At 30.4% G+C, this 25,196-nt stretch carries 25 protein-coding genes and 1 pseudogene; 16 read left to right on the top strand and 10 right to left on the bottom strand.

Annotated elements, in window-relative coordinates; all coding sequences use genetic code 11:
* Positions 1-39 precede the first annotated feature (39 nt).
* Positions 40-1,407 (bottom strand): sensor histidine kinase, encoded by a 1,368-nt coding sequence (locus tag GVY01_RS08700; RefSeq protein ID WP_017636515.1) that lies wholly within the window; start codon positions 1,405-1,407, stop codon positions 40-42.
* Positions 1,400-2,074, bottom strand: a complete 675-nt coding sequence (locus tag GVY01_RS08695; protein ID WP_159333723.1) for a response regulator transcription factor — start codon at positions 2,072-2,074, stop codon at positions 1,400-1,402. Before GVY01_RS08695 ends, GVY01_RS08700 begins: the two co-directional genes overlap by 8 nt.
* 136 nt (positions 2,075-2,210) lie before the next feature.
* Here GVY01_RS08695 and GVY01_RS08690 point away from each other — a divergent pair, with 136 nt between their 5' ends.
* Both GVY01_RS08690 and GVY01_RS08685 read left to right on the top strand, forming a co-directional pair.
* Positions 2,211-3,269 (top strand): ABC transporter permease, encoded by a 1,059-nt coding sequence (locus GVY01_RS08690; protein WP_017636513.1) that lies wholly within the window; start codon positions 2,211-2,213, stop codon positions 3,267-3,269.
* Positions 3,269-3,934 carry an ABC transporter ATP-binding protein gene (locus GVY01_RS08685; RefSeq protein WP_159333721.1) on the top strand — a complete coding sequence of 222 codons (666 nt, stop codon included), beginning with the start codon at positions 3,269-3,271 and terminating at the stop codon, positions 3,932-3,934. The genes GVY01_RS08690 and GVY01_RS08685 overlap by 1 nt, the downstream gene beginning before the upstream one ends.
* Positions 3,935-3,984: 50 nt before the next feature.
* Here the strand turns inward: GVY01_RS08685 and GVY01_RS08680 are convergent, their stop codons facing one another.
* Positions 3,985-4,947, bottom strand: coding sequence for a YdcF family protein (locus GVY01_RS08680; RefSeq protein WP_017636511.1), 963 nt, complete (start codon positions 4,945-4,947; stop codon positions 3,985-3,987).
* 182 nt (positions 4,948-5,129) lie between these two features.
* Between GVY01_RS08680 and GVY01_RS08675 the strand changes: the two are divergent.
* From GVY01_RS08675 to GVY01_RS08665, 3 genes and pseudogenes are all read left to right on the top strand, one after another.
* A pseudogene (locus GVY01_RS08675) lies at positions 5,130-5,587 on the top strand (MarR family winged helix-turn-helix transcriptional regulator).
* Between the two features lie 252 nt (positions 5,588-5,839).
* Positions 5,840-7,252: a zinc ribbon domain-containing protein gene (locus tag GVY01_RS08670; protein WP_017636510.1), complete on the top strand. Its 1,413-nt coding sequence runs from the start codon at positions 5,840-5,842 to the stop codon at positions 7,250-7,252.
* A 156-nt stretch (positions 7,253-7,408) separates the two neighbouring features.
* Positions 7,409-8,611, top strand: coding sequence for a multidrug effflux MFS transporter (locus GVY01_RS08665; RefSeq protein ID WP_017636509.1), 1,203 nt, complete (start codon positions 7,409-7,411; stop codon positions 8,609-8,611).
* A 58-nt stretch (positions 8,612-8,669) separates the two neighbouring features.
* On the opposite strand, the gene GVY01_RS08660 is transcribed toward GVY01_RS08665, so the two are convergent.
* Positions 8,670-9,221: a TetR/AcrR family transcriptional regulator gene (locus GVY01_RS08660; RefSeq protein ID WP_017636508.1), complete on the bottom strand. Its 552-nt coding sequence runs from the start codon at positions 9,219-9,221 to the stop codon at positions 8,670-8,672.
* 118 nt (positions 9,222-9,339) lie between these two features.
* Between GVY01_RS08660 and GVY01_RS08655 the strand changes: the two genes are divergently transcribed.
* Complete coding sequence (locus GVY01_RS08655; protein WP_017636507.1) at positions 9,340-9,987, top strand: HlyD family efflux transporter periplasmic adaptor subunit; 648 nt, start codon at positions 9,340-9,342, stop codon at positions 9,985-9,987.
* Between the two features lie 12 nt (positions 9,988-9,999).
* Positions 10,000-11,988, top strand: a complete 1,989-nt coding sequence (locus tag GVY01_RS08650) for a DHA2 family efflux MFS transporter permease subunit (protein ID WP_017636506.1) — start codon at positions 10,000-10,002, stop codon at positions 11,986-11,988.
* A gap of 640 nt (positions 11,989-12,628) precedes the next feature.
* Here the strand turns inward: GVY01_RS08650 and GVY01_RS08645 are convergent.
* Entirely contained in the window at positions 12,629-13,267 is a 639-nt protein-coding gene (locus GVY01_RS08645) for a hypothetical protein (protein WP_017636505.1), read from the bottom strand.
* Positions 13,268-13,496: 229 nt separating this feature from the next.
* Here GVY01_RS08645 and GVY01_RS08640 point away from each other — a divergent pair, with 229 nt between their 5' ends.
* Positions 13,497-14,396, top strand: coding sequence for an alpha/beta hydrolase fold domain-containing protein (locus GVY01_RS08640; RefSeq protein ID WP_017636504.1), 900 nt, complete (start codon positions 13,497-13,499; stop codon positions 14,394-14,396).
* Positions 14,397-14,457: 61 nt separating this feature from the next.
* On the opposite strand, the gene GVY01_RS08635 is transcribed toward GVY01_RS08640, so the two are convergent.
* Together GVY01_RS08635 and GVY01_RS08630 are read right to left on the bottom strand one after the other, a co-directional pair.
* Positions 14,458-14,856 (bottom strand): hypothetical protein, encoded by a 399-nt coding sequence (locus GVY01_RS08635; protein WP_017636503.1) that lies wholly within the window; start codon positions 14,854-14,856, stop codon positions 14,458-14,460.
* Positions 14,856-15,338 (bottom strand): thioesterase family protein, encoded by a 483-nt coding sequence (locus tag GVY01_RS08630; protein WP_017636502.1) that lies wholly within the window; start codon positions 15,336-15,338, stop codon positions 14,856-14,858. Before GVY01_RS08630 ends, GVY01_RS08635 begins: the two co-directional genes overlap by 1 nt.
* Positions 15,339-15,455: 117 nt before the next feature.
* Here GVY01_RS08630 and corA point away from each other — a divergent pair, with 117 nt between their 5' ends.
* The gene (gene corA / locus GVY01_RS08625; protein ID WP_017636501.1) at positions 15,456-16,403 is read left to right on the top strand and encodes a magnesium/cobalt transporter CorA; all 948 of its coding nucleotides are present in this window, start codon (positions 15,456-15,458) and stop codon (positions 16,401-16,403) included.
* A 46-nt stretch (positions 16,404-16,449) separates the two neighbouring features.
* Positions 16,450-17,499, top strand: coding sequence for a type 2 isopentenyl-diphosphate Delta-isomerase (gene fni / locus GVY01_RS08620; protein WP_017636500.1), 1,050 nt, complete (start codon positions 16,450-16,452; stop codon positions 17,497-17,499).
* A 118-nt stretch (positions 17,500-17,617) separates the two neighbouring features.
* Here fni and gltS read toward each other — a convergent pair whose 3' ends face one another.
* The gene (gene gltS / locus GVY01_RS08615) at positions 17,618-18,826 is read right to left on the bottom strand and encodes a sodium/glutamate symporter (protein WP_017636499.1); all 1,209 of its coding nucleotides are present in this window, start codon (positions 18,824-18,826) and stop codon (positions 17,618-17,620) included.
* Between the two features lie 329 nt (positions 18,827-19,155).
* Between gltS and GVY01_RS08610 the strand changes: the two genes are divergently transcribed.
* Genes GVY01_RS08610 through GVY01_RS08600 form a run of 3 tightly spaced genes read left to right on the top strand, consistent with a single transcriptional unit; the run spans position 19,156 to position 20,814 of the window.
* Complete coding sequence (locus GVY01_RS08610; protein ID WP_017636498.1) at positions 19,156-19,479, top strand: PadR family transcriptional regulator; 324 nt, start codon at positions 19,156-19,158, stop codon at positions 19,477-19,479.
* Positions 19,472-20,032, top strand: coding sequence for an HAAS signaling domain-containing protein (locus tag GVY01_RS08605; RefSeq protein ID WP_017636497.1), 561 nt, complete (start codon positions 19,472-19,474; stop codon positions 20,030-20,032). The genes GVY01_RS08610 and GVY01_RS08605 overlap by 8 nt, the downstream gene beginning before the upstream one ends.
* Positions 20,029-20,814 carry a DUF4097 family beta strand repeat-containing protein gene (locus GVY01_RS08600; RefSeq protein WP_017636496.1) on the top strand — a complete coding sequence of 262 codons (786 nt, stop codon included), beginning with the start codon at positions 20,029-20,031 and terminating at the stop codon, positions 20,812-20,814. Before GVY01_RS08605 ends, GVY01_RS08600 begins: the two co-directional genes overlap by 4 nt.
* Positions 20,815-20,862: 48 nt before the next feature.
* Here the strand turns inward: GVY01_RS08600 and GVY01_RS08595 are convergent, their stop codons facing one another.
* A complete protein-coding gene (locus GVY01_RS08595; protein ID WP_017636495.1) occupies positions 20,863-21,471 on the bottom strand; it encodes a DNA-3-methyladenine glycosylase in 609 nt (202 codons plus the stop codon).
* A gap of 196 nt (positions 21,472-21,667) precedes the next feature.
* On the opposite strand from GVY01_RS08595, the gene GVY01_RS08590 reads away from it, so the two are divergent.
* The 3 genes from GVY01_RS08590 (at position 21,668) to GVY01_RS08580 (ending at position 23,375) form a co-directional block, all read left to right on the top strand.
* Entirely contained in the window at positions 21,668-22,288 is a 621-nt protein-coding gene (locus tag GVY01_RS08590) for a DUF805 domain-containing protein (protein WP_017636494.1), read from the top strand.
* Between the two features lie 143 nt (positions 22,289-22,431).
* A complete protein-coding gene (locus GVY01_RS08585) occupies positions 22,432-22,632 on the top strand; it encodes a helix-turn-helix transcriptional regulator (protein WP_017636493.1) in 201 nt (66 codons plus the stop codon).
* Between the two features lie 119 nt (positions 22,633-22,751).
* Complete coding sequence (locus GVY01_RS08580) at positions 22,752-23,375, top strand: hypothetical protein (protein WP_124760680.1); 624 nt, start codon at positions 22,752-22,754, stop codon at positions 23,373-23,375.
* 59 nt (positions 23,376-23,434) lie between these two features.
* Here GVY01_RS08580 and GVY01_RS08575 read toward each other — a convergent pair whose 3' ends face one another.
* Positions 23,435-25,060, bottom strand: coding sequence for a ribulokinase (locus GVY01_RS08575; RefSeq protein ID WP_017636491.1), 1,626 nt, complete (start codon positions 25,058-25,060; stop codon positions 23,435-23,437).
* Between the last annotated feature and the right edge of the window lie 136 nt (positions 25,061-25,196).

Here is a 25,196-nt window from a genome sequence, read left to right as displayed (position 1 = left end):
TATAATCATATTAACCGCATATCGTATATTATAGGCTATTTAAGTGTTAGGTAATTGAATCGTAAATGTAGTTCCTTCATGTTGAGTGCTTGAGACGTAAATTTTACCGTGATGAAGTTTAATAATTGATTCTGTAATTGCCAAACCTAAGCCATTACTATTGTTATCATGGCTAAGTTTATAAAAGCGTTCAAACATTCGTGATTGTTGTGTTTCGCTTATAACATCACCATGATTAGTAACTTGAATTAAAACATGTTGTGATGTTTGCGTTAATGCAATGTTAATAACTGAATCGTGATAAGCATACTTAATGGCGTTGATAATAAGATTATTTATAGCTTGGTGTAATAGTCTTTCATTTCCAAGGAAATAAATAGATTCCAAGTTAGACATTATCATTAATGACTTATTATCTAGTGCGAAATGTTCATGTCGAATAATGTCTTTGATCAATATATTAAGTTGTATATTGTCTGAAAATGTAAGATGTTGTGCATTATCAAGTTCCGATAATAATAACAATTCTCTTGTTAAATCACTAAGTTGAGTTGTAATTTGATTGATTTCTTCTATTTTATTTTGTCGTTTATTTTCATTATCGGTTTGTTCTAAATCCACTAATAATTGTTTAATATGAGTTAGGGGCGTTTTGATCTCGTGAGTAACATTCTGTACAAAGTGTTGTCGCATTTCATCAACTTGCTTTAAAGATTGTCTCATTGTGTCAAAACGATATTGTAATGTGCCGATTTCGTCTTTTCGTGTTTGTTTAATCGGCGTGTTAAAATCTCCATTCATTAATCTTTCTGTACCACGTTTCAATTGTTTTACAGGTCTTACTATAGAATAGGTAGAAGCTATAACTAACGAGATTGAAATTATCAACAATAATGCTAATAGCACTGCTAAAAATATTCTGAATTCGCTAAATGTTTCCCCTATATCAGGACGCATAAATACTGCAATAGCTTGATGATCATTTTTAAATTGAAGACCTACAGTATTATCAGTTTCATTATCAAAGAAACCTGTTATAAAAAGTTTAAAAGGCTTCTCTTTTATCCCATGATAAGTATCGCCGTGTAAAACCTTTTGGATATCATGTTTGGGTAAGCTATCTTTTCTAAAAGGAGCGCCATAAAAGTGTTTGTTACCATGTTGATCAACAGTCATAATTTGATAATTCATATCTCCCAAGTGTTTAAAATATGTATTAATATGTTCAAATGATTGTTTATCTTCAAATTCCTTAGCTTCTTTTAATGTCTTCATAATTTTCGCATCATTAGAGGGTTTTAGATTAAAATGATAATAAATGTTCGTGAAAATAAAACTGATAAACGCACTAAATAAAATGACGACGATTGTATAAACAGCAATTCGAATATATAAAGATTTAAACATTTACTTCCACCTTATATCCTTGTCTACGAACTGTTTTAATTGTGACATTAGAATGTAATTGAGCTAAACGTTGTCGTAAACGCTTAATATGGACATCAACTGTTCTTTCATCACCTTCATAATCAAACCCCCATATTTTTTCAATAAGATGCTCTCTTGTAAGTATTTGCTTCTTATTAGTGGCTAATAGAAAAAGAAGTTGAAATTCCTTATTCGGTAACATCATCGTTTTATCGTTTACTATAACTTCCATATACGCTTGTTGGAGTGTTAAATCACCTATTACTAATTGTTCTTCTGCATGTATATCATATCTACGTAAAACAGCTTTAATACGAAATATGAGTTCTTTGACTTCAAATGGCTTCGTTAAGTAGTCATCCGTACCACTTAGAAATGCTCGTTCTTTATCACTTAGTGCATCTCTTGCAGTCAACATAATGACAGGTAACTCAAAATCTTCTTTGATAATTTGACATAATTCAAACCCGTCCATACCTTCCATCATAATATCGACAATAGCAATATCTATTTGATTACGATTTAAACATTCAAGTGCATCCTTAGCATTCATATGAGTATAAGTTTGAAAGTGTTCTTTTTCTAAATGTGTCGAGACATAATTTAATATTTTTAAATCATCATCGACGATAAGACAATGATTCATATACACACTCCTATCTTTTTTACTTAATTATACTATGAGCAAAATTTATAAAACAATGTGTGAAATTGTTCATATTCAGTTCATAAAAAGTAATTAATATACAACTAGTGAAAATATCGAATAGGAGTGAATATAAATGAAATTAGCATGGAATGAAATAAAATTTTATAAGCTAAGATATATATTGATTATGCTAATTATTGTCTTATTAAGTATGATGGTGTTATTTATTAGTGGTTTAGCACAAGGGCTTGGCAGAGAAAATGTTTCATTATTTAGTCAGCTTAAATCAAAACATTATATTATCCAAGATATGAAAGCACCTCAAATTGAAAAATCTCAATTAACGAAAAAACAACAATCTAAGGTTGAAAATATCATTAACACTAAACCCTTGAAAATGAAACAACAAACTTTAAATGTTAAAGGAGAAAATAATGAAGATGTATTAGCAATCGATTCTTCATTACAACATAAGTTTAAATTGTCAAAGGGCCATTATCCGAAAAACGATAATCAAATTGTTGTGAATGAAAAATTAACAGGAAAAGGGATAAATATTGGAGATCAAGTCCAATTTAAAAATCAAGAAAAAGCGTATAAAGTAACAGGATTTCTTAAAGATGCGATGTATTCACATAGTTCAATCGTAATGATGAATCAACAAGGATTCAGTGATATTAAAGGACAGTATGCTACATTTTATCCAATCAATAAACTATCGAAGCATGAACAACAACAGCTAAAGGATATTACAGGTATCCAAGTTACAGATGAAAATGAATTAAAAGATAATATTGCTAGTTATAAAGCTGAACAAGCACCACTAAACATGATGATAGTGAGTTTATTCGTTATTTCTGCTATTGTTCTTAGTGCCTTCTTTTATGTCATGACAATCCAAAAAGTATCAGAAATAGGTATTTTAAAAGCGATTGGTATAAAGACAAGACACTTGCTTAAATCCTTAACCTCACAAATTTTAATGATTACATTATTATCAGTTTTAATATCAGTCGCTATGATTATAAGTGTTTCGTTCATAATACCAGTAACAATGCCATTTCATTTAGCCTACGCTAATTACATTTTAGTTATTGTCATTTTCATTCTCGTAGCATGCATAGGCTCATTACTATCATTTATTAAAGTCGTTAAAATCGATCCATTAGATGCTATTGGAGGTGGAGAATAGTGACATTGCAAGTTAAACAATTAATTAAAACGTTTGGAGAAGGTAGTACTAAGACAGAAGTATTAAAAGGTATCGATTTAACAATAGAGCCTGGTGAATTTGTAATTCTTTCAGGTGCATCAGGTTCGGGTAAATCAACATTGTTATCTATATTAGGAGGTCTACTTTCTCCTACTGATGGGGATATAAACTATGAACAACAACCTTTATTTTCATCGTCTAAACAAAATAGTGAACGTCGATTATCAGAGATAGGCTTTATCTTCCAATCTTCTCACTTAGTACCTTATTTAAGCGTCATTGATCAATTGATAATTGTAGGACGTGAAGCAGGAATGTCTAAAAAAATAGCATATCGTCGTGCAGAAAAATTATTAAGTGATATAGGATTGTATGAAAGAATGAATGCTTACCCCCATATGTTATCAGGTGGTGAAAAACAAAGAGTAGCTATTATGAGAGCGCTAATGAATAATCCTAAAGTATTATTAGCTGATGAACCCACAGCAAGTTTAGATGCTAAAAGAGCATTATCTGTTGTAAAAATCATTAAAAAAGAAATTTCAAACAATCAAATGTGTGGGATTATGGTGACACATGATCAGCGATTGTTTGAATATGCAGATAAAGTTATTTACTTAGAAGATGGACTAATTAAAAATTAATATAAAAATAGAGGCAGTAATACATTCGTATAGAATGTACACTGTCTCTTTTATTTAATCCATAAAATGATAATACTTAACCAAAAGGTTAGTGCAAAGTATATGGTTAGTAAAAGACGATACTGGTACATTACACCTAAAAAGTCTCTGATTAACGCAATATGGAAAAAATGGTATGGTGTATGACTGCCAATACCATAGGCATGAATATCATGATTTTTAGCCAATTTAAGTGCTCTTAAAATATGAAATTGACTAGTTACACATAGTATTTTGGGTTTAATATTGAAATATTTTCTAATTATTTCTTTCGAATATATAAAGTTAGTATTTGTATTTGTTGATTGTTGTTCCAATAATATATGTTCTTTTGGGACACCGCGATGAATTAAATAGCGTTGCATAGCTAAAGCTTCAGTAATAGGTTCATCTGGACCTTGACCACCAGAAACTAAAATCATAGGAGAATTATGGAACTGTCGGTAAATATCATATGCTCGATCTAAACGCTCTTTAAGCATAGGTGTAACTTCTTCAGTAAAAATACCTGCCCCTAAAATAATGATTAAATCGATTGGTTTTTGAAAATGAGTTGAACCATATGCAGAAGACCAAAAGACATAACAAAAGAAAGCGAATAAAGTAGACAAACCAATGAAACTAAGCCATAGTATAATGCCATTCAATATTGGAATAGGACAAGTACTAATGTAGAAACAAGCAATTATAAATAGGATTAACCGAACTCCACTTAAAGTCATTTGCTTAATAAAACGACGCACTTGTTTATTACGAAAGATAGAGGCATGCTTTAATATGATATACATAAATATCATTATTATTATTGCTATTAGTTCATAAGGTATTGAATAACTAATCAGATGGTAAATTAGAGTTATAAAACCTAATATAATGGTAGAAATAAATCCAGTTATACTTAAAGTTATAAATTGGTTGAAAAATAAAGAAAACAATATTATTAAAATTAATAAAGTGAAAAGCAATGGAATCATGAAAGGGCCACCTCTATCATATATGTATATATAAATGTAGTTGATAAGAGTTAAATAAGCAACTTAAAAGATATTGAGTTAAAACTGTTTTTAAGGTTTCATTTTATAATTTTTCTTGATATCATTTATAAGATGAAAAATAAATATTTTATATAAATCTACGCGTGTTTGAGGAGATACATATGACTAGACAATTAGAAGATCATATTGCATTTTTAGAAACATTTATCAATAATGTAAATACTTTAACGGCTAAATTATTGAAAGATTTGCAAAATGAATATGCATTTCTTTAGAACAATCTAATGTATTAACGATGCTTAGTAACGAATCTATGACTATTAGTCAAATTACGGAGAAGCAAGGCGTTAATAAAGCGGCAGTGAGTAGAAGAATTAGTAAATTGCTAGATGCAGGTTTAGTTATTTTAGAAAAACCTAACGCTAATATAGATCAACGACTCAAATTTATTACGTTATCTGATAACGGAAAATCATATATAAAAGAGCGTAAAGCTTTGATTAATAGTATTGCTCATGACTTTACAAATGATTTTTCTGCGGAAGATTTAGAACAAGTAAGACATGTTTTAGATATTATTAATCATAGAATGACGAATTATAGTTCTAAACTATCTTAAAAATTATTAAATAAAGACTATACACAATAGAAGAGTTAGGAATATAATTTGTATATACATTGGACATAAGACTAAATACGTATGTTACTGTTATTCATTTAGTCATATAATGAAAATATCTGTAAAAATAAAGATTTATAAATTTTAAATATTAAAAAATGATGCATAAGTAATTAAACCCCTTGATATAAATATAGTGATATAACTATTTATAAATGGTAGTAAGTTTGGAAAGTGAATAGAGGTGATACGATGAAACAGTGCCCTCAGTGTGGCGTCTCTGTTGAAAATGATGAGCACACTTGTCATAATTGCGGCCAGTCATTAAAAAAAGAAATAAATCAGAAAAGTAGTAAAAATAACAACATTAAACGAAAAGATAGAACTAACAAATCAACTAATCAATCATCGAATATTAAAATCAGAAAAGTTGTGCCAGTGGCAATTATATTTTTTATTATCATACTATTAGTTATTTTATTTTTCCTTCTAAGAAATTATAATTCACCCAATGCTCAAGCTAAAATTTTAGTGAATGCAATTGATAACGACGATAATCAAAAGGTAGCAACCTTACTTGGTACGAAAGACAAAAAGGTCGATCCTGATGAAGCGGCTGCGTACATCAAATATATTAAAAAAGAAGTGGGCATGAAGCATTTCGTTAGAGATGTTAGAAATACGGTTGATAAATTAAACAAAAGCGATTCAAGTGTTGCATCGTATATCCAAACTAAAGATGGGCAAGATATTTTACGTGTAAGTAAAAACGGAAGACGATATTTTATTTTTGATAATATGAGTTTTAATGCACCTACAAAACAACCTATCGTTAAACCTAAAGTGGATACTAAATATGAATTTAAATCAGGTGGTAAACGTAAAACAGTCATTGCAGATGCAAATAAAACAACACCATTAGGTTATTTTATTCCTGGTAATTATCACATAGACGCAACTAAAGAAACAAAAAATGGCGTATTCACAGGTACACTCGATTTTAATTTCAAGAATAGTAATAGTGAAACTGTAGATGTTAACGAAAACTTTGAAGAAGCGCATTTAAATATCAAATTAAAAGGTGCAACGAAACTGACAAGTAAATCGAAAAAAGTAATCATTAATGATCGTACAATGTCATATTCAAATTCTAAAGAATTCGGTCCTTATCCTAAAAATAAAGATATAACAATTTCAGCTCAAGGTAAGGCGAAAGGTAAAACATTTGAATCTGAAACTAAGACAATTAAAGCGTCTAACTTAAAAGATAATACGTCAGTTACTTTAGATTTTGATAGTGATGAAATAAGTAAATATGTGACTAAAAAAGAAAAAGAAGAAAATAGTTTGAAGAACAAACTCACACAATTCTTTAGTGGTTATTCTATGGCTTTAACTTCAGCCAAAAATCAAAGTAACTTTGATTTAATATCAAGTTATTTTAAAAAGAATTCTTCAATGTATGACAAAATGAAAAATAGTATTAGTAATCAACAACTTGTATCATTACAATCACCACAAGTATTGAGTGCTAGCAAAAGTGGAGATAAAATATTAACAACTGTACAACATATCGATGAAAATGGTCAGTATGTTAATAATGAGTATGAGTTAGAGCAAGCTTCTAGTGGGAATGACTTTAACTTAATTAAAGAAACAGATTAGAGAAATAGACGTAGTACAATGAAGTTCATTTACATTTATGGACATTGTCCTACGTCTCATTTTTTTAATTATCAAAATCTCATATGTTAAATATTTCTATATCATATAATATTAGAACTTTTATTATTAAAAATAAAAACAAGGTGGTTTCAAAAAATGAATAGTAAAGAACGAGCAAAATCACAATCTCTTATATTTGTAATCATCTTAGGAGCACTTACTGCAATAGGCGCATTATCTATAGATATGTTTTTACCTGGGTTGCCAGATATACAAAATGACTTTCATACAACAACTTCAAATGCTCAATTAACATTATCTCTATTTATGATTGGTTTAGCATTAGGTAATTTATTTGCTGGACCAATATCAGATTCTATTGGTAGAAGGAAACCGTTATGGATATCAATGCTTATTTATACTATTGCAAGTTTAGGTATTGTCTTCGTTACGAATATACAAGTGATGATAGCTTTGCGTTTTATACAAGGAATTACTGGTGGGGCGGCATCTGTTATTTCGAGAGCGATTGCTAGTGATATGTATAAAGGTAAAGAATTAACTAAATTTTTATCTTTACTAATGTTAGTTAATGGTGTTGCACCAGTTATAGCGCCTGCTATTGGTGGCGTTATACTAAGCTTTGCGGTATGGAGAATGGTATTTATTATTTTAACTGTATTTGGTGTATTAATGGTTATTGGTACATTAACGAAGGTGCCAGAGTCTTTACAAGAAGATGAAAAAGATAGTAATGGTATTAGAGAAATGTTTAAAAACTTTAAGCATTTATTATTTACACCTAAGTTTGTACTACCGATGGCAATTCAAGGTTTTTCTTTTATTATGTTATTTACCTATATTTCAGCTTCTCCATTTATAGTTCAAAAAATCTATCACATGTCAGCTTTACAATTCAGTATTATGTTTGCCGGTATAGGTATTACATTAATTATTTCAAGTCAGTTAGTAGGCTTTCTTGTAGACTATGTGGATAGACAACGCTTATTAAAAATAGTGACCTTTATTCAAATATTTGGTGTAGTTTTAGTTATCTTTACTTTGTTAAATCATATGAGTTTTTGGATTTTAGTGATTGGATTTATTATATTAGTTTCTCCTGTAACAGCAGTGGCAAGTTTAGGTTTTTCAATTGCTATGGATGAAAGTACACGAGGTAGAGGTAGTGCATCTAGTTTATTAGGATTAGTACAATTCCTATTAGGTGGCGTAATGTCTTCATTGGTTAATGTTATGGGCGAGCATAATGTAATGCCCTATGTAACGATTATTAGTTCAACGGCTATTATTTTAATTATATTACAATTACTTAATTCAAAAATACATCGTAACAATTAAACAACCAAAGTGATTAATACAATCACTTTGGTTGTTTTTCATCATTTACCAAATATAATTATCGCTGTAGTTTAACTGTGTTTGCTAGTAAATTTTCAGCAATTTCTTCTGGTGATTCTTGGCAGCCATTACGTAGCCAATAAAATATAACACCCACTTCACCACCAATTGAGTAAGTGATAAATAAAGACTTATTACGAATTGAATTTGGATAATCATTAATAACATGTTCATATGTTTTTTTTGTAGCTTGAAAATAATCAAACGCTAATCCTTTATTTGGATAAGTAATGAAAATAGCACGATAAAACGATTCTTTTCGTTTTATATATTTAGCTACAATTAAGAAAAATTTATATAATTTGCTTGTATCTACTCTTACACTTTCAAAATTATTATATAAAGCTGTAAGTAATTTAGTATATTTAGAGAGATGATAGTTTTGGATTTTTTCTAGTAAATCATATTTATCTTTATAATTATCATAAAAAGTAGATCTATTAACACCACTATAAGCACATATCATTTTAATAGTAATATCTTCAAAGGGGTACTCATCTATTAGATCAATCATACTTTGTATAATTTTATATTTTGCTTTTCTTTTCATTAGTATTCACCTTTGTTCATATAACCGACACATTTTTTTAAAGTGTCGGTGTTTTTTTTATATCTATGTAACTATAATAGATAAAGTGAATTTTAAAAGCAAATAGGAGGAAGTATATATGAAGAAAATGGTATTAATTAATATCATTACTATCATAGTATTAATTGTTATTGGAGTATTAGGCTTTTACTTCTGGAACAATGCAACAAGCTATGTTAGTACTGATAACGCCAAAATAGACGGCGATCAAATGAAAATAGCAAGCCCAACTGCAGGTGAAATCAAATCATTTGATGCAAAACAAGGTGACAAACTTAAAAAAGGTGACAAAGTAGCTGAAGTAGTTGGACAAGGTCAAGATGGTCAATCTAAAAAAATGAGCATCAAAATGCCTAAAGATGGCACAATCGTAAAAACAGATGGTATGGAAGGTTCAATGGCTCAAGCTGGGAACCCAATCGCTTATGCGTATAATTTAGATGATTTATATGTTACTGCCAACGTTGATGAAAAAGATGTTGCTGATATTGAAAAAGGAAATGACGTAGATATTGATATCGACGGTCAAAAAGCAACTGTAAGTGGTAAAGTAGAACAAATTGGTGATGCTACAGCAAATAGCTTCTCATTAATGCCTTCATCAAATAGTGATGGTAATTACACTAAAGTATCACAAGTTGTACCAGTTAAAATTTCTCTAGATTCTGAACCATCTAAAAATGTTGTTCCAGGTATGAACGCTGAAGTCAAAATTCATAAAAATTAAGGGGGTCATTAAATGACAGCGACCTTCATTATTGTTTATATTATAATCGCGCTCATACTTCTTGGTTTGATTAATTTCTTTATTTCTAAAAGTAAGAAAAAGTCTAAAAACCAAAAAGTGGAACAACGCTCAACAAAAGGTTCTGAGAGTCAATCATATCAATCTAAATTTAAAGCAAGTGATTTAGACAAACAATCTGAGTCACGTACAACATCTCCTAATGATTTTGGTTCAACTTCAAATCATATAGAAGACGATAAAAGAAAACATCATTTCGAATCAATGAATGAATCTGAAAATGACAACAACAATGCACATGACCAAGAGAAACTACGTCGTTCAGACGATTCTTCTCGTAACAATATTGATAGAGAAGAAACAGAAGATGTAGACGAAGAAGTGCATAATCCAATTAACCCTGACTCAGAAGAGGGCAGAGTTAATGAAAAAATCAAGAGACAACATAGTGATTTTATCTTTGGTAATGGTATCACTAGAGGTAAAATTTTAGCAGCAATGTTATTTGGGATGTTTATTGCTATTTTAAACCAAACTCTATTAAACGTTGCGCTACCTAAAATTAATACTGAATTTAATATCTCTGCATCAACTGGACAATGGTTAATGACAGGATTTATGTTAGTAAATGGTATTTTAATACCGATAAGTGCTTTTCTATTCAATAAATATTCTTATAGAAAGTTATTTCTTATAGGTCTTGTACTATTTACTATAGGATCATTGATTTGTGCTATTTCAATGAATTTCCCTATTATGATGGTAGGACGTGTATTACAAGCTATTGGTGCTGGTATTTTAATGCCTTTAGGTTCTAACGTTATTGTTACAATCTTCCCACCAGAAAAACGTGGTACGGCAATGGGTATTATGGGTGTGGCTATGATATTAGCTCCAGCTATTGGCCCAACGTTATCAGGTTATATTGTTCAAAATTATCATTGGAATATAATGTTCTATGGTATGTTCTTTATAGGATTAGTAGCTATCATAGTAGGTTATTTCTGGTTTAGACTTTATCAAAGAACCACAAACCCTAAAGCCGATGTACCAGGAATTATTTACAGTACTATTGGTTTCGGTGCTTTATTATACGGTTTCTCTGAAGCTGGTAATAAAGGTTGGGGTTCAACTGAAATCGTTACGATGTTTGTGATTGGTGTTATATTCATTATCTTATTCGTTATTAGAGAATTAAGAATGAAAGCACCAATGTTAAACTTAACAGTATTGAAATACCCAACATATACTTTAACAACAGTTATTAATATGATTGTTATGATGAGTTTATATGGTGGTATGATTTTATTACCTATTTACTTACAGAATTTACGTGGATTCTCTGCGTTAGATTCAGGCCTATTAATGCTTCCGGGTGCATTAGTAATGGGTGTACTTGGTCCTGTTGCAGGTAAGTTATTAGATACTATTGGTATTAAACCATTAGCTATTTTTGGTATTGCTATAATGACTTATGCAACTTGGGAATTAACTAAGTTAAATATGGACACACCATATTTCTCAATCATGGGTATTTATGTGTTGCGTTCATTTGGTATGGCATTTATTATGATGCCTATCATGACTGCAGGCTTGAACGCTTTACCAGGTCGATTAATTTCTCATGGTAATGCATTTGTAAATACTATGAGACAATTAGCAGGTTCTATTGGTACTGCGATTCTTGTTACAGTAATGACAACACAAACAACTAATCATGTTGCCGCATTTGGCACAGAATTAGATAAAACAAATCCAGTTGTTCAAGATCATATGCGTGAATTGGCTCAACAATATGGTGGAGAACAAGGTGCAATGAAAGTATTATTACAATTTATAAATAAATTGGCTTCTGTTGAAGGTATAAACGATGCATTCGTTATTGCAACTATGATAAGTTTATTAGCACTTATTTTAAGTTTCTTCTTACAAAGTAAGAAGAAAGCTGATGCATCAGCTGCAAAATCAAGAGCAGAAGATTAATTGTTGATAGACATTAAATAAAGTTTAATTAAAAAAATTGTGTTGTGGGGGCATGATTTTTAAGGGATCGGTATCAATTTTGATATCGATCCCTTTTTTTTAGTGGCTCTTACGAATGAAATGAGTTAGAGCCACTTATGCATTAGCGAAGCTAAGGCGAACCGAAAAGAACGAATGAAATGAGTTAGAGCCACTTATGGGAGTAGAACAGAAATGTGAAGCATTTCGTCGTTCTACCCCGGCAAGGATGACTAGACTTGAACGAAGTATGAAATACGCACGTTCAAGACAGACATCTACTGCCAATATATGAACGTAGTTCAGAAAGTTTTAAGGCGAACCGAAAAGAACGAATGAAAAGAGTTAGAGCCACTTATGGGAGTAGAACAGAAATGTGAAGCATTTCGTCGTTCTACCCCGGCAAGGATGGCTAGACTTGAAGGAAGTATGAAATACGCACGTTCAAGACAGACATCTACTGCCAATATATGAACGAAGTTCAGAATGGTTTAAGGCGAACCGAAAAGAACGAATGAAATGAGTTAGAGCCACTAAAGAATAAATAAAACACAAAAAGCGTGTTGAAAGACATCTTTATCAAGATCATCTTTCGACACGCTTTTAATTATTAAAAGATATATTATTTAATACGGATTTTTCTGTTTCTAAAGAATAGACTAATAATTAGTAATCCAATGCTACAAGCTAATAAAATAAGCGCGTTGTGAATAGCATCGGCTTCTACCACTACCTGATCTGGTGAGACAGTTAAGTAATATTGTTTAAGTGAATCAGAAATTTTCTCAGCTAATGTATGAATAATATAGCTAAAGTACATTGTTATCACTAGCATAATGGCAAGAAACAACATATTTACAACCTTTAAAGCACTACGATTAAAAATAATTGTTAAAATCGATAAAATTAAACTAAGAATACATAATGCGAAAAAGGCGTAAAAGACAATCAATAATCGGTCAATTGATTGTTGTAATTGATCAATATTACCTAAATTGATATTAATATTTCCAATTTGTGTAACAGTATCTTGGAAATTTTTAAGTTGATGAAAATCAATAGTTTGTTTGGCAAATACAATATTGAATATGGGTTGTTTATACATGCTATAACCTGTAATTGCAGTCAACACAAGCACAATTAATTGAATAATCATGCTTACCCATGAACGCTTTTTCTTGCCATATTGTTTACCTCGATGCAAACCTTGCGTTTGAAATGCATCGTCAAAGTTTTCCAATCTGCTTTGTTGATTAGACATGCAGGTGCCTCCCTTGAAATAGTCATATCTTTCTTTATCATTTCTAGTCTGATTTTGTTATAATAATGATTATTCAAAGACAGTAAAAAATTAGACAATTTATAAAATGAAATTCATGACTAAATTAAAATATACTTTAAATTATATCCCTTTTTATGTTGCGAATGTAGGTTTTTAATCAAATTGTTTTTTAATTTTAAAAATTGATAAGAGGTAGGTTTAGTTATTTATGAAGAATCGTTTAATGAACAGAGTAGTAAACAAATATATTCTACACAATCGTTCAATATTTTTCGATAATGATGAAGCAGTGGATAAATTTTTCGAAAAAAGACAAATTGAAAATGAGAAAAAACATAAGCAACCATCTACACTGAATGTGAAAGCCAATCTAGATAAACTTATGCTAGGAGATATGCAAGTTTTTAGATTTAATTTTAGACATGAATCCAAAAGAAAAATTTTGTATATTCATGGTGGATATAATACATTACAACCATCACCATTTCATTGGAGATTCTTAGATAAATTGACATTATCAACGTTACATGAAGTTGTATTTCCTATTTATCCTAAAGCACCTGATTATCATATCAATGATACACAAAAAGCTGTTAAAGATGTTTATGATCAATTAGTATCTGAAGTGGGTGCAGAACATATTATTGTCATGGGAGATGGCTCTGGTGGTGGGTTAGCATTAAACTTAGTGCAAAGCTTGATCGAACAAAATGAACAAGTACCACGTCAATTATATTTAATTTCACCATTATTAGATGCGACATTATCAAACAAAGATATAACTGATGACCTATTAGACAAAGATATATTAGTGAGCAGATTTGGTGTGAATGAAATTATGAAACGTTGGGCAGATGAATTGCCACTTACCAATTCACGTGTATCACCAATATATGGCAAGATTGAAGGATTACCACCAGTGTTTATGTTTGGTGGAGGTAGAGAAATTATTAATCCAGATATGCATTTATTTAAGGATACATTGGAATCAGTTGGACAAGATATTGAATTTTATGAATATCCAAGAATGGTTCATGATTTTCCACTTTATCCGATTCGTGAATCACATAAAGTTGTTAAACAAATTACCAAAGCTTTAAATAAATAGCATGTATAAATAAAGAAAAGGGCGTTTAGCAGTTGATATTTAGCTAAACGTCCTTTTTATATTATTCCATAATAGAATTAATATGTTTAATAATAAAGTTTTGTCCTTTTGAAAAATATAAGTCAGCAATTGTGCCCTCAAAATGACTTGGTATGTCGGTTAAATTACTAAATGAAAAGACTTTTTCAATATTATCATTTCGTACACGATTCGCAAGTTGATTATAGTGTTCGAGAAATTGATTGTCATCATCATATTTTTCAAGAAGTTGATTTATTTCATCAATAGCTTGTTTTTGACCTTGAGTGTAACTCATTCGTGTTGCACGTTTAAATAATTTTGAAGCTGGACCATTTATCGTTAAAGCTTTTTGTTCGTTTAAGTCACTAAGCGCATATTTAACATCATCGAATAAATCTAATAATTCACTTTGTACTGTATAGCGAATAGAATCGTTCATTATTTATCCTCCTTGTGAGGGATACCAATTCGATGGCCTAATTGGTCTGGCCATTCAATTGTTTGCTGTTGTTGGTCAGCATAGTGTTGCATTTGTTTGTAATAGTCTTCTGGAAAGGCAGCTGAGCGTCGTTGTTTTTGATCAATGCCCATCATCATTACTTCATTTGTAGCTGCAACATTACCATCATTACGGACCATTCTTAAGAAAAAGTGAACACGTTTGTAATCATAATCATAAATATATAACTCAACATCATAATGCTCATTTAATGTTAATTCAGATAAAAATGTAGTGTGTTCTTCAATTGTAAATGTAGTGTATTTATATTGTTCACGTTCTTCTAATGATAAACCATGACTATAATTAAAATCATCAATCACATCACTAAAAATGATATTATAATATGCATCATGCATATGATTATTATGATCGATAAAATCTTCAGTCACCGTTTTACTTACCTTAAATGTTTGAGACATGACAACTACTCCTTTTTTGTGTGCTTGCTAATTATTTTACTAAATTAAATTAAGACATACACGTAATTCAATTCATGATAAAATAATGAAGAACTGCTTAACAGGGGGTAAATGGAGATGACAATGACTATTCGATACCAAACATCTACCGAACCTTTAAAAAGGGTGAATCGGATTGAAGATATTCCTAGTGAAGCAACAATTGTTTGGTACGATTTTGAGGACGCAACACCACAAGAAAATGAATTTTTAAGAAATCATTTTAACTTTAATGATTTAGAAATAGATGATGCCATTAATGGTATTCCTCGAGCAAAATATAAATCGTATGATGATTATCAATATTTAGTTCTTCATAGTATATTAGTACGCAATTATTCTGCAATAGCGTTAAATGTATTTTTAGGGGATAAATTATTAGTCACATACCATCATCAAAGTTTTGAATCGCTTAAAAGAGTGGCTAAAGTAAATGAACAACACCATGATCCAGAACTAGATTGTGCAGATATTGTTATTCTTATATTAGATAGTATGGTAGATAAATACTTTAATTTTGTTTACGATATTGAAGATAAGGTATATACATTTGAGGATAGACATGTTGATGATCGCTTTAGTAAAGATGTAATGGACAACGTATTTAAATTACGTTCTGACTTAATTAAAATCAAACGTGTTTTATTTCCAATGCAAGAGTTAGTTGATACGATTAAAACTGAAGGTAATTTAATTAAAGATAATAAGCATTCAATGTATATACAACATATAGATGACCACTTAATTAAACAAAGTAACGTCATTAAGACTTCTCAAGAAATGACGAATGAAATTAGAGAAAACTATGAATCTTATACATCATTTAGAATGAATAATATTATGCAAATTTTAACATTAGTTTCAGTTATATTTTCTCCACTTACCTTTATTGCAGGTATATACGGAATGAACTTTGAATATATGCCTGAACTTAAATGGCATTATAGCTATTTTGTTTGCTTAATTATTATGTTAATCATCACTATTGTGTTAATAATTTTTTTCAAAAAAAAGAAATGGTTTTAAATTGTGCATTTTAAAATAAGAATGAGTTGGAAAGGGCGGTATAGCAATGAGTGATTTTCAAAGAGAACAGAGAAAAAATGAACATGTTGAAATCGCGATGGCACAACAAGATGCTGCATTGTCAGATTTTGACAAAGTAAGGTTTGTACATCATTCAATTCCTAATATAGATGTAGATGATGTTGATTTAACTACTCGTACATCACATTTTGACTTAAAGTATCCTGTTTATATCAATGCAATGACGGGTGGTAGTGAATGGACGAAACAAATTAATGAAAAACTTGCGATTGTTGCAAGAGAAACAGGATTAGCAATGGCGGTTGGTTCAACACATGCTGCTTTACGAAATCCCAAAATGGCGGAGTCATTCACTATTGTAAGAGAAACTAATCCAGATGGTATTATATTCAGTAATGTGGGTGCTGATGTGCCTGTAGATAAAGCCGTAAAAGCCGTTGAATTATTAGATGCGCAAGCATTACAAATACATGTTAATTCACCACAAGAACTAGTTATGCCAGAAGGTAATCGTGAATTTGCCAATTGGATGGAAAATATCGAAGCTATTGTTAAAGCAGTTGATGTTCCAGTGATTGTAAAAGAAGTAGGATTTGGTATGAGTAAAGAAACGTACAAATCACTGCTTAACGTTGGAGTAGCTTATGTTGACGTAAGCGGGCGTGGTGGTACAAACTTTGTTGATATTGAAAATGAGAGACGTTTAAATAAAGATATGGATTATTTATCAAATTGGGGACAATCAACAGTTGAATCTCTATTAGAAAGTACCGATTATCAAGATAAGCTTAATGTCTTTGCAAGTGGTGGTTTACGTACACCATTAGACGCAGTGAAATGCTTAGCATTAGGTGCTAAAGCAGTTGGAATGTCACGACCATTTTTAAATCAAGTTGAACAATCAGGTATTACGCAAACGATTGAATATGTAGAGTCATTTTTAGATCATATGAAGAAAATAATGACTATGTTAGACGCTAAAAATATTGATGAATTAACTCATAAAGATATGATATTTAGCCAAGATTTATTATCGTGGATAGACCAAAGAGGTTTAGATATTCATAGAGGATAATTGGCCTAACTATAGTTGCCAAAATAAATTCAAAAATAAAACAGTACACATGAGAAACTGTCAGGACATAAGCAAAAACACTTTATGTCTTAGTTCCATCATGTGTACTGTTTTTTAATTATTGGAAAAATTGTATAAAGCCCATAACAATAATCACGCCTATTAAGTCGATTAAGAATGCACCGACAATAGGAACAACTAAATAAGCTTTTGGTGAGTTACCGTATTTTTTAGTAATGACATCTAAATTAGCCATTGCATTAGGTGTTGCACCTAACCCATGACCAATAAAGCCACCAACCATTACTGCAGCATCATAGTCTTTGCCTAAGCCTCTGAATAAAATGAAGATAGAGAACAAGATCATGAATACAACTTGCACAAGAACTATGATAATTAATGGTAATGCTAATGAGTAGATTTCAGTTAATTGAATACTCATTAACGCGAGAGATAGGAAGATACCTAATGAGATATCACCGATTTCTTCGTTAATTTTTAAATCAACAATGTTAAAGCCAAATGCTTCAGAAATGTTACGCACAAAAACAGCGACGAACATTGAGCCTACATACATTGGTATATTAACATTTGTTAAATCAGTAAACGTATTTCCTATGTATGTACCGAGTGCCATACAGAATACAAGAATTGTAAACTGTATAAAGAAAATTTGTGTTGGTTTATATTTTTCGTGAAGTGCTTGATTATATTCAACTTCACCATAGTTTTTAAATGAATCATCACTATGTTCAGGTTTGAGGTTATAACGTTTGATTAAAAATTTAACTACAGGTCCGCCAATTAAACCGCCAAATACTAAGCCTAATGTTGCGGCAGCAAGAGCAGCAGTTACAGCGGAATCAATGCCCATATCTTGAATTGTTTTACCATAGGCAGCGGCATTACCGTGACCACCCTCCATTGACATAGACCCTGCTGTTAAACCTAATAATGGTTTGATATTTAATACTTTAGCTAAGGAAACACCAATGACGTTTTGACAGAAAGCCATAATACCACAAAACATAAAGTATAATAACATGACCTTTCCACCAACTTTAAATAATTTCAATGATGCTCCTAATCCAATTGTTGTGAAAAAGGCTAACATAAAGAAATTTTGTATAAATGATGAGTCTAATTTAATTTTAACTATATTAAAGGAATCTAAAATCGCAACTAAAATTGCAAAAATTAAGCCACCAATCACTGGTGCTGGAATACAAATTCTTCTTAAAAACGAGACATGGTTTATGATTGTTTGACCAATCAGATATAAAATACATGCTAAACATAATGTGGTAATAGCATCTAATTCTAACATTTTAACTCCCCCTTAGAAGTTACTCCAAAACCTATGTTTAAGTGTTATTCAATTAAAATATGTAAGCGTTATAAAAAGCCACTATACCTAGTATACACGTATAAATCCATTAAATCTAGTTTTAGAATAAATATTATTTGTATTTATACATAAAAGTATTAATTTTCAATAGATATTATCAGAAATAATATTAAAATTATTAAAAAAGAATATCCTATGTTGAGGATTTATTATTTAGTACCTTGCAATGTACAGTAGTGAGTGCTATATTATAGATAATCACTACTGTGTAATGTTTAGTACCTAAAATGAAATATGGAGGAATGCCTATGAATACGCAATTTAAGAAGGGTGCGTTAGAACTAATTGTCTTGCTCATTATCAAAAGAGAAGATCAATATGGTTATTCATTAGTTCAAAATATCTCACGTTATATGAAAATTGCTGAAGGAACTGTATATCCATTATTACGAAGATTAGTTAAAAACGGTGAACTATCTACGTATTATCAGCCATCAACAGAAGGTCCAGCGAGAAAATATTATCGTCTTACAGAACAGGGCCAAGGAAGATTGGCGACGTTAAAAGAGGAATGGCAGTTGTTTTCTAATGCTGTAAATACGTTTATTGAGGAGAGTGAATCAAATGAATAAAGAAAGATATTTAAAGCAATTGGTCGCTAATTTAAAGCATATGGATAATACTGACAAGCAAGATATTTATAACGAATATGAAACTCATTTTATAAGTGGTAAAAATGAAGGGAAATCTGAAGAAGATATAGCTAAACAATTAGGAGATCCTAAAATGATTGCTAAAGAATTGAACGCCACTATGGCTATCGAAAAGGTAGATGAGAAGTCTAATTTAAAAAGTATATTTAAAGCTATATTAGCAGTGATGGGATTAGGACTTTTTAATTTCTTTATTGTATTAGTACCAGCATTCTTCATTTTAATGATTTTTTTCACATTAATTGTTTTTACATTAATACTTTTCAGTGCACCTATATTTTTAATTATCAAATTTGCAACTGAAGGCTCAAATTCAATTATTTTATATGATGTTTATATGGCGGGATTAATGTTTGGTATTAGTTTAATGTTATTAGCAATTACTATTCTTCTCATTAAATGGTTCTTAAAATTAACAGTAATGTATCTTAAATGGAATGTCTCATTCGTGAAAGGAAGTGTTCATCCATGAGAAAGTTAATCATCACACTTTTTATAATTGGTTTAATATTGAGCATTGGTTTTGGTATAGGTCTTATTTCTCAAGGTAAGAAGTTATCTTCAGCACATCATGAAACGCAATTAAATAAAGAATATAAAGACAATATAAAATCTATTCAATTGGATGTTGAGAATAGTGATGTTGAAATAAAGCATGGTAAGACATTTTCGATAAAATCAATTGGTAGTTCAGACGATAAAGTAGATAGTAAAGTCGAAAAAGAAACATGGCATATTAATGACCAACATAATCAATCTAATATCAATTTTAGAATAGGCACTATGTTCACTAATAAAATTATTATTACCTTACCAAAAGAAATGAATGAACTAACAATAAAAGATGACGCGGGGGATATCAAAGTTGATAATGTTGTTAGTAAGAAAACGTATATCAATGTTGATTCTGGAGATATCACTTTGACAGATAGTAAATTAGGTGATTTGAAAGTCAATAATGATTCGGGTGATATTTTAATGAAACACATTCATTTCACAAAAGGTAAAATAAAAAATGATTCAGGAGATATAGAAATGAAACAAAGTATTCCTGATCAACCATTAAATGTATCAAATGATAGTGGAGATATTCATATAAATTATAAAAACAAAGCCAAAAACACATCATTTACTGCCTTAAACGATTCTGGAGATACGAATATATATGATAAAGAATTAAAACAACATCAAATAGGTAAAGGAGACAACAAAGTCAATTTATCTAATGATTCTGGAGATATTACGGTAAAATAAAATTGATTAAAAGAGAGGATGGCACTATTTTTAGTGCTATCCTCTCCTTTATTTCCATGTATCATCAGGGTTTTGAAAATCTGATTTTTTCATGCGAGATACATATGGATTACCTTTGACTGTATAGCGAAGTGGTTTATTTGTCCATTCTCCTTTATTTGGAATACCAATACGACCACTTTCAACTATCGATTTAGGATGTTTCCGATTTTTTATGTCAATTGATAGGCGACATTGATTGATAGTAGATCCATCAATGGCACGCGGAATATTAAATGCTTTCGTCCATTTTCCTGGTCCATTAGTCAATTCAAATCCATCTTTGCCTCTATTGATTCTCATAGCTTCAATCCCGTCTTCTGGTTCTACTGCGCGAATAAGCACACCTTCAGGAACACCACTATCTTTAGTAACAAAGTTAATTAATAAATGTGTATGCATGACATGTGCATAAATTGTTCCACCAGTCTTATATAATGAAGTAACTTTAGGTGTTTGTTTACCACCAAAGCCATGAGCTGCGCGATCTTCAAAACCTAAATAAGCCTCAGTTTCGACAATATAACCGCTATAAGTTTGATGATTATCCTGATAAATGACACGGACTCCTAATAATGATTTTGCAATATCTGTTGTATTACGTTCTTTAAAATCCATAATGGAACTCCTCTATAAAAATATTTGTTTTTATAATTTATTTTGGAAATTCTTAAAAAATATTTGATTTATATTTTTTTAGGTCTATCTATTTGATACAATGACCGTATTAACAATATTATTACTTAATTAATGTATCAAAATTGATATGAGTAATAAAATAAATTGAATTGATGATTTGAAAGGAGCAGCTAAGATGAGAGAGAAAGTTGGTTTTAAAGCATCATTTAAATTATATTGGTCAAATTATTTTAATTTTAAAGGTAGATCAAGACGTAGTGAATATTGGTTTATGCAATTATGGCATTTAATATTTATGTGTCCTGGTATTATTTTATTGATTATTGGTGCAATAGGGCTGACTATAGGTATCTCTTCAGGTCAAAGTACGACTGCACTTAGTATTGGTGTCTTTAGTCTAGTGATATCCGTGTTATATTTAGCCATTTACTCACTAGTGACAATTATTCCGAATTTAGCTATATTAGCCCGTCGATTCCATGATACTTCACGCACAATGTGGATACCTATGATCGGATTTGGTATTGCAGTATTTTTAAATATATTTAATTGGGTTGTCAATGCAACTGGACATTCAGAAAATGGTTGGTTATTACTAATCTATTGGTTAATTACAATCATCTCTTGGATTTTTGGTATTTATAATATTGTTATTTGTTGTTTAAACAGTCAGAGAGAAACAAATATTTATGGACCAAGTCCAAAATATGAAGGGTCTGAAATGATAAGTGATAATAATTATAATCCAGTAGATAAAGCAAATAAGAAACATAATTATGATAATAATGAAATTTAAAATAGTAATGTAAAGCTAGGGTCATAGTGAGACCTTAGCTTTTTATATAAGAAATCATCATTTATTCTAGTTAATGTCGTATATATTTGACTTATAGATAAATGATTTAGTAAAATTAAGATAATACTTATCGAAAGAAGCGGATGAATGCGTTGAATAGAGTGAAACAATATCGAGCACATCAAAAGATGTCGCAATTAGAACTAGCAAGACGAATAGGGGTTTCCAGACAAACAATTAATATGATTGAAAATGATAAATATAATCCGTCATTAAAATTATGTATAAATATAGCTAAAACATTGTCAGTCACACTAAACGACTTATTTTGGGAAGATGAATAGTTATTTTTAATAAATTAGAATTTAAAGATGAATTCAAAAATAATTTATTCAAAAATCATTTAGCAAAAACGAGTGCGATATCTATATTTGTAATTGCCTGTATATTTTATTTCCAAGCAATGTTTGATATTCAACGTGAATATTTGTCTCCATATTTGATAGGTAGTTTACTTATATTAATCGTGACAGTCTGTAAACTATCTTTAAATAAAGAAACAACGGATACTACAATAATTTACGTAAATAATAAAAATGAGAAAAACTATTTAAATCGTAAAGCCAGAAAGAAACACATTATATTTTTTATAGTGCTCATGATTTATTTAATCGTCATTAATAATGTAATTATCCCTTTAGTGGTAAGCAGTGAGGGGATGGTTAATAGTTGGTCTAGTTTAGGATTGCTTATTCCAATTATAATGATGATATTGATGAAAGACAGTCGTATTCAAATATCTGATACACCGACAGTTTCAGCAAAAGAAAAGATTAATACACAAGAACGTTCTTTAAATATGTTGCCTAATTATAACTTCAGTGATGAATATGAGAGACGTAGAATTGTTAATGCATATGCGAGTAATACAATTTGGCAATTAATTGCTTTAATGGTAGTCAGTATTGTTGATATAGTTATTGAAGTAATAATGGGGCATTGGCCAATATCTAGTTATATTTCAATCCTGTTCATTGTTATTATTTCATTAGTCATTACATTTAAATATAAAAGTATTAAAAATTAAAAACAGCTATTCTTGCCATGTTGATAAACAAAGGCAAGGATAGCTGTTTTTAAAGTTGCTTATTCAGTTTCATGAATATAAGATAGTTCAGCATGTTCTCTACCTAATAAATCATGAAGTTGTCGGTATTTATTAAATAATTTTTCGTAATGTTTTACTTTTTCAGGATCTGGTTGTTTTTCATAATAAACTGGTTGTTTCATATGTTGTACAGTATCTCGTAATGTTTCGTAAGCACCGCCGACGTTAGCTCCTAACATAGCAGCACCTAGAGCAGTAGCATTAGAGGACTCTAATACAACTACTTTTTTATTTAATACATTGGCATAAATATCTACGAGTAATTTACTTTTTTTAGGTATACCACCTGACGCATATACTGTATGAACTGGAATGTCATTATCTTCGAATTGTTTCATGATCATTTTAGTTCCAAATGCAGTTGATTCTAAATAAGCACGGTGTACCATTTCGAATGGTGTTTGTAATGTTAAACCAAAGACGCTACCAGTTAAATGGCTATCGCTTAAAATACTTCTATTACCATTATGCCAATCTAGCACGACTACATGTTGTTCTTCAACAGGGATTTGCTCTGCTAGTGTTTCTAAGTATTGTAATACATCCATATCTTTGTTCTTCGCGGCTTCAACAATTTCATGTGGAGCCATGCGTTCAGAGTAACTAAACAAGTCTCCTACAGCAGCTTGCCCAGCTTCATATGCATATAATCCAGGTATAATAGCATCTTTAACTGAACCTGTAATTGATGGAATGGGTTCTTGTTTAGGGTCTAACATTAAGTGACAAGTACTTGTACCAATGACTGGAGTGAATTCTCCTTTTTCAATGGCACCTGCACCTAATACGCCAGAATGTGCATCAATCATATAAGGTGATATTTGAACATTTGAAGATAATCCCCATAAATTTTGGTAGTATTCTGATAATGAACCTGCACTATCTCCAATTTGAATAACCGGTGCTTCACATTTATCTTTTACAATTTGAGGTAATTCTGAATCTACAGTTTCAAAGAAATCGTAATTAAATCCATTGACTTCATCGTAAAATCCTTTAAATCCTATACCACAATTTGATCGGATATTTTGATTAACAAGCAAGCTTGTCATATAGTCTCCGGCTTCCATAATATAATGAGCACGTTCTAATAATTCAGGTGCTTTATGTTTTACCTCAAGAATTTTAGGTATCATCCATTCACTATTAACACTGTGACCATAATAGTCTAACCAATTTTGATTTGCTTTTTCATTAGCTTCGACCATTTGTGTTGCTTCATCTTGGGCACCGTGATGTTTCCATAATTTAACATAAGCATGAGGGTGATTTTTTAAATCTTCATTCATATGTAAAGGTTTGAAGTTTTCATCTAAAAAGACAATAGTACAACTTGTGAAGTCGACGCCAATTCCGATTACTTCATCTTTATTAATTTGACTTTCTTCTAATACATGTTTAACACCATTTTCTAAAACATTGTGATAATCGCCAGCATGTTGTAAGAAGTAATTATGAGGTAAAGTTTCTCCACCTAATTCTTCAGCAATTGTCCCATGTTGGTATATTTCTTCATAACTAGAAATAATTTTTCCATCTGAAGTATCTACTAAAATAACACGTCCAGATGCTGTGCCATAATCGATACCAATACTATAACTCATTATGTCTATCCCCTTTATGTAATGTTTTATCTTAAAGAAGTTATCAATAAAATAATGTTCTACGATATGATTAATGATAGTGCTTACATAAATGAATGTAAAGTGTGACATATTGTAAATTCTAAATTCATTAATT

The organism is Staphylococcus sp. 8AQ, from assembly GCF_902506595.1.
GTDB classification, from domain to species: Bacteria; Bacillota; Bacilli; order Staphylococcales; family Staphylococcaceae; genus Staphylococcus; species Staphylococcus pasteuri.
This window is presented reverse-complemented; position numbering and strand designations above follow the sequence as displayed.